This window comes from Micromonospora sp. DT4, from assembly GCF_049841675.1.
Taxonomy (GTDB): Bacteria; Actinomycetota; Actinomycetes; order Mycobacteriales; family Micromonosporaceae; genus Micromonospora.
On the sequence record NZ_JBNCKT010000195.1, the window covers coordinates 1 to 5,493 of the forward strand.

At 67.8% G+C, this 5,493-nt stretch carries 5 protein-coding genes and 1 pseudogene; 2 read left to right on the forward strand and 4 right to left on the reverse strand.

Annotation, left to right across the window (positions count from 1 at the left end; genetic code table 11):
- The first annotated feature begins 748 nt into the window (after positions 1-748).
- A complete protein-coding gene (locus ACLQ24_RS28295; RefSeq protein WP_425894790.1) occupies positions 749-1,390 on the forward strand; it encodes a hypothetical protein in 642 nt (213 codons plus the stop codon).
- Between the two features lie 390 nt (positions 1,391-1,780).
- Here the strand turns inward: ACLQ24_RS28295 and ACLQ24_RS28300 are convergent, their stop codons facing one another.
- Positions 1,781-2,944 carry a D-alanyl-D-alanine carboxypeptidase family protein gene (locus ACLQ24_RS28300; RefSeq protein WP_425894791.1) on the reverse strand — a complete coding sequence of 388 codons (1,164 nt, stop codon included), beginning with the start codon at positions 2,942-2,944 and terminating at the stop codon, positions 1,781-1,783.
- Between the two features lie 656 nt (positions 2,945-3,600).
- Between ACLQ24_RS28300 and ACLQ24_RS28305 the strand changes: the two are divergent.
- Positions 3,601-3,966: pseudogene (locus tag ACLQ24_RS28305) on the forward strand (AMP-binding enzyme); the annotation flags it as partial.
- Between the two features lie 51 nt (positions 3,967-4,017).
- Here the strand turns inward: ACLQ24_RS28305 and ACLQ24_RS28310 are convergent.
- From ACLQ24_RS28310 to ACLQ24_RS28320, 3 genes are all read right to left on the reverse strand, one after another.
- Positions 4,018-4,515, reverse strand: coding sequence for a DUF3237 domain-containing protein (locus ACLQ24_RS28310; protein ID WP_425894792.1), 498 nt, complete (start codon positions 4,513-4,515; stop codon positions 4,018-4,020).
- On the reverse strand, positions 4,512-4,979 hold the full coding sequence (locus tag ACLQ24_RS28315) for a MarR family winged helix-turn-helix transcriptional regulator (RefSeq protein WP_327643755.1): 468 nt from the start codon (positions 4,977-4,979) through the stop codon (positions 4,512-4,514). Before ACLQ24_RS28315 ends, ACLQ24_RS28310 begins: the two co-directional genes overlap by 4 nt.
- On the reverse strand, positions 4,976-5,493 hold a 518-nt coding region (locus ACLQ24_RS28320), incomplete at its 5' end, for an FAD-dependent monooxygenase (protein ID WP_425894793.1). The genes ACLQ24_RS28320 and ACLQ24_RS28315, both read right to left, overlap by 4 nt.

Consider the following 5,493-nt stretch of genomic DNA (forward strand, 5'->3'; position numbering starts at 1 on the left):
GCCAAGATCATGCCAGCCACAGCCACCACAGTAGACCGCAGCCCCGCTCAGCCGATCAACTCAAGCTGAATACGTACATCACAAACTGTCAGCATCAAGCAGCCGAAAGCGCATCGAAACGGGCGGGATGATCACTTTCGGCAACGGTTGACCGAGCCCCCTGGGTCACCTGCCGGCTGTGGTTGCTCGCCAAGACCCACTTGTCACCGAACACAGCCACCTGACCTCGTCATTGACTATCAGAAGTCGGCGTTGGGCCATTAGACACAACTGAGCGAGTGCCGGCTCCAACGATTTCGAGAGCAGCGCCATCTGACCACTTCACTCTCCACATCAGCCCACGCGCACCAATCAACCGCATCACTACAGGCAAAACCCCTCGTCTGGGTACCCGTCGGTGAGCACTCACTTTCGGGGCAGAGCAGACGCCCACAGCAGCCTCAGCCAGCTCGGCTACCGGCAGAAACGGCCCGAGGTCGCCGCCCTGAAAGGCCGTGCTCATCCGCCACGTAGGCTACCCGCCGTTGATCATGGCTGGTGCCTGCCAGCCCGCCCCAATCAGTTCGGGAGGAAAAGGCCACATGAAGACGCGACGGGCGATGACCGGGCTGGCACTGGTCGTTGCGCTCAGCTTCGGGGTTGCCGGCTGCAGCAACGCCACCGATCGTGCCGACACGGGCGCCACGGCCACCGCCGCACCCGGGGGGATGCACTCAACTCGCTCGCCGACGCGCTTCAAAAGCTCAAGGTGGAGACCTTCAAGGTCAATAGCAAGACCGGACTCGACGGCGTGGAGTTCAGCGGGCTCGTGGATCCGAGCGCTAAGAAGGTGTCCATGACGATGTTCACCGACATTGGCGACCAAGGCATGACAGTCAACTTAGTCCAGCTGGACAGCGCGGTATATGCAAGGCTGGCAGGCGAAGTGGAATTGTACAGCGGCACCCGCATGCCGGCCTTGCCCGATAAGTGGATGCACGTCGACCTGAGCAAGGTGGAGGCAGGCAGCACCTTCTCCAAGATGGTCGATGGCGACCCGGCCTGCGTCAATGCCATGATCAAGGCCGCGACTGACGTCGAACGGAACGGTGAGCTTGGTTTCACGGGGACCTTCGACATCACCACCTTACCCGGCACCCAGGGGAACCTTTTCAAGAGATTCGGGGAAAAGGCCAAAACTGTTCCGTTCAACACCAAGGTCGATAACCAAGGCCGACTCACTTACTTATTCATTAACCTCAGCGCCATTGACTCAGGCTTCATCGGTGGCATCACGGCGACCTACTACTCCGACTTCGGCGTCCCGGTCACGATTGAAAAGCCCGCTGCCGACCAAGCCGTCGAAGCGCCCGCGGAGGTTGTCAAGGCGTTCGCCAAGACGTACAACTGAGCCTGGGACGCCCGCAGCTCCTGCCCAGGGCCCTGCGGGCACACCCCTTGCCGACGCGGTGTCCCGCCGTCGGGCAGGATCGGGACTGGCCGATGCCGACGTGTGAACCGCCAGCAGGCCAGTCCAGGCCAGCCGGGTACGTGACGGCTCATTACGAGTAGCCTCCGGCGCTGGTCCATCCCTTGGTCCCACGCCGGGTCGGGCGTCTCAGCCCGCCGTCGACCGGTGAAGCTCGCTTGTTCGGCTGCTCACGGAGAGCCCCTGGCCACTGGTGTCTGAGTTGTAGTATCCGCTGCGTCCGAGGAATCCTGCTGTCGCCGGACGTGATGGCTGCGACCGCCGGCGCGTGGCGCCCCGGGTGGCATAGGCAGTGGCCAGCGGTCGGAGCTGCTACGGGCTACGGGTCAGCCGCCACCAGAGCGACGGCCCGGCGGTAGCGGTGTCGGTGTGCAACGGGACGCGCCTGCCAGATGCCTCGACCGAGCCGACCACCTGACCAGAGGCGACCTCGGCTCCCGGAGCGACCGTCACGACCCGGACCGCAACCGCCAGCCCAGGCCATCCGACCGCTTTCAGCGGCGCGGCTGGGCTCACCGCAGCGGCGGCGCCCCATGCAGTCCGCACCCAACCGACGGGTGCTGCGGCGAGCAGGACGTACTCCTTGACGCTCCGGCGGACCCCCGCAAGCAGTCGACGGACCACCTTGTTGACCGCGATGAGCTGCTCCGGGGTATTGGCGCCCGGTTGATTGAACACCGCACCGACGACGATCAGCGTACGAGCGCCGACCTTGAGCCGGGCGGCGAAGACGAGGTTGCCTCCGGCCTCGTCGGTCGAGCCGGTCTTGATGCCGAAGACCCCGTCGACGCCGAGCAGGTCGTTGTAGTTCCTGATCCGCCCGGCGACGGGGATAGTTGCCTCGCGCAGCTCGACGATCGCGGCGAAGACCGGCATTCCCAGCGCGGCCCGCGCGAGCGCAACCTGGTCGCGCGCCGTGCTGACGGTGCTCGGCAGGAAGCCACTGGGGTCGGTGTATCGGGTGCGGGTCAGGCCCAACTCGTCCGCCGCAGCGTTCATCTTCGCGACGAAGGCTGTCACACTGCCGGCGTCCCAGACCGCAAGCTGATGCGCGATGTTGTTGGCCGAAGGAAGCATGAGAGCCTCCAGTGCGTCCCGCTCAGTGAGCCGTTCCCCCGCCAATACGGGAACAAGAGACTGACCGCTCGGGATCCGCGATTGGTAGTCAGCCATATCAGCTGCCGTCACGGTCAGCGTCGGGCCCTCCTCCGCGCCGCTCAGCGGATGCTCCTTGAGGATGACGTACGCTGTCATCACCTTGGCCACGCTGCCGATCGGCTTGGCCGTCCCACCGCCGGAGCCACCGATTCGGCCCAAGCCCTCCACCATCAGCTCCGCCGAACCCCTCTCCGGCCAGGGCAGAGACGGCGCGGCACCCGGGATACGCAGGGTAGCGGCAATCGAGGTGCTAACCGTCGCAACGGGGAGCTCCCGATTCAACTGCACCGCAATGCCCGATCCGAGCAGCCCGGCCACGAGCACGACGATGATGGGAAGCAAACCCCGACGCCGGCTCATCGCGCGCGTGGCAACCTCACTCCGCTCCGACGCGAGAGGCGGCAGGTCGACCTGCCTATCGCCGATCGGACCGAATACTCGGCCGTCCGGCTGACGAACGGCACGGTTGTCGAATGCAGGTTTGGGCGCCCGCCCAGCAGCGGAGCGAGACTCGCCGTCGCCAGCCGCCCGGATCGCGCTTGTGCCCGCAGCGGGTAGTACGACGCGGCCCGCCGTCGCGGGGATCCCGACAGCCCGGCGGCCGTTCTGGTGGGCATCTGCGCCCGCCCACCTTTCAGGCCGCTCGTCCGGCGCTATACCCGCCCGGCGGCCATACACAGCACCCGCGGATCGATGCGGGACAGGCAGCCCCCCGTGGCCAAATTCGCCCGCTGCCGGCGAGTCGGGTCCCCCCTCGTCCATCGGCTCCACCACCTGCGACATCCGGACGACCTCTTTTCCTAACCCACCTGAACGCAGCGACAGAAGGTAGCAATGTATGAGGCACCTCGTCACCTAGGACGCCAACGGTTGGGCGCCGCGGCCATCCACCTGCCCATGTCCTCTTTGCGATTGGCGTCGAGGCGCGCAGCCACGCCTCCAACCGTTCCAGGCCCTGATCCCGGTGAGCCTCTATGGCAATCCCGTCGGTTACCGGGCTCGTTACCGCGGATCGTCAAGCGCTTCGCAGGCCAGAAAGTCCGGACGAATTCTTGTCTTGCACGACCACCAGTGGCCTCAACCACCGGTCGGTAGACCGACGGGTCAGCGGTGCTGGGGCGTCCGGTGTCTACCGGACCAGCGAAGGCACCGCCGCGAGCCCGCAGCACATCAATCGCTCGCGTCCGGACGACGTCACCGGGGAGGCGGTGCACGCGTACGTGGCGCCTGCCGCCGGTCGCGTGCCTGATGCCGAGCGGCTGCGTGCGGTGGTGGCGCAGACGCTGGGGGAACCATCGGTCCCCCGGACCATCCAGTCGATCGATCGGGTGCCAGTGGCTCCCAGCGGCAAGCCCGACAAGCGCGCCTGTCGCAGCCCTGGGCGGGAACAGCTACGTGACGCGGTAGGCGGTGTAGCGCACCCGGTCGGCCTCGCGGATCGCCGACGCCACGAAGACGGACTGCTCCAGGACGGCCAGCGCGGGCGTCGACGTCTCCAGTCGTACGCCCAGACGGAAGTAGTACTCGGACGGGTCGACGGCGTCGCCGCGCAGCAACGCTTCGAGGATCTCCGGGCGGCCGCTGCGGACGCCGAACGTACGCAGGTAGACGTGACCGCCGTCGGCGGTTCGCGCCGAGTAGCGCGTGTCGATCTCGATCGCGCCGTCGGGGCGGACCACCTGCCAGTCGGCGCCGCCGGGCAAGATGTCGGCCTCGAACAGGCCGGTTACCCGACCGCCGACAACAGGCACCACGCGACGGTGACCGGCACGGGTCATCCCGTGGTCCTCCAGCGCGCCCAGCCGCACCTCCACCTCGAACGCGGCCTCCAGCCCGGGAACCGGCGGGGCAGCCACGGCGTCCCGACCGGCGGCTCGGCGCGTACTCATGGAGTGTCCTTGGCGTGCGCGAGAGCGTCGCGGAGGCGTTCCAGCGCGGGCACCGCGGCGGCGAGGGCCGCGCGGTCCGCCGCCGGCAGGGTCGCCGCAGCGCGGGCGACCAGGTCTCCGCTCGCGAGGTCGAAGCGGTCGAACAGGTCGAGGGCCTTCGCTGTGGCGAGGACGTCGACGTGGCGGTGGTTGCCGGGACGGGGGCGACGCTCGACGAGACCGTTGCCCTCCATCGCGGTGAGCAGGTTGCTGACCGTGGATCGGCTCAGGCGCAGCCGTTCGGCCAGCTCACCGGGACCGGCCACGGTGCCCCGGGGCAGGGCCCGCACGATCTCGATCTGCGCGTCCGGGATCTCCGGCAGGTGCTCGGCGGCCCGGGCTGCGGCGAGCAGCGTGCGGCGCAGCGGTGAGATCACCGACGCCAGTCGCGCCGCGTCCAGTTCGGTCGGCTCCGGGCCGGTCACGGCAGGACGCCCGGGAAGGCCGTCGGCGTCAGGGAGGCCCGTTCGTTGAGGTCGGCGGGTAGGAACCCGGCCGCCTTCTTGTAGCCGGTGACGATAGCGGTGAACTCCTCCGGCGGGATGACGTCGTGGATGTGCGTGAACCCGTCCGGCGCGCGCTCGTGGGCGAGCACCATCACCTGTTCCGGGCCCTGCCGCCGGTTGCTCAGCACGAGCGCTGTGGTCGCGGGCCGCCGGTCCGCCTCGTAGGCGTCGAGCGCCGCCCGGACCGTCGGCGCGGTGGCGAGGTGGAAGGCGAGGGTACGTGCGTCCAGGATCGCCTGCGACGCCCCGTTGGAACCGTTCGGATACATCGGGTGGGCCGCGTCGCCGAGCAGCGTGGTGTTGCCGTGGGTCCACGTGTCGATCGGATCGCGGTCCACCATGGGGTATTCGAGGATGGGCCTTCCCCCTTGATCTTGGACACTTGAACCTTGGATCGCGAGGTCCGGGTAGATCAGGAGTCCTGGAGCAGCAT

Bases quoted from the DNA above. Each gene is read 5' to 3' on its own strand.
- ACLQ24_RS28310 (WP_425894792.1), bottom strand. From the start codon at position 4,515: ATGAGTACGCGCCGAGCCGCCGGTCGGGACGCCGTGGCTGCCCCGCCG.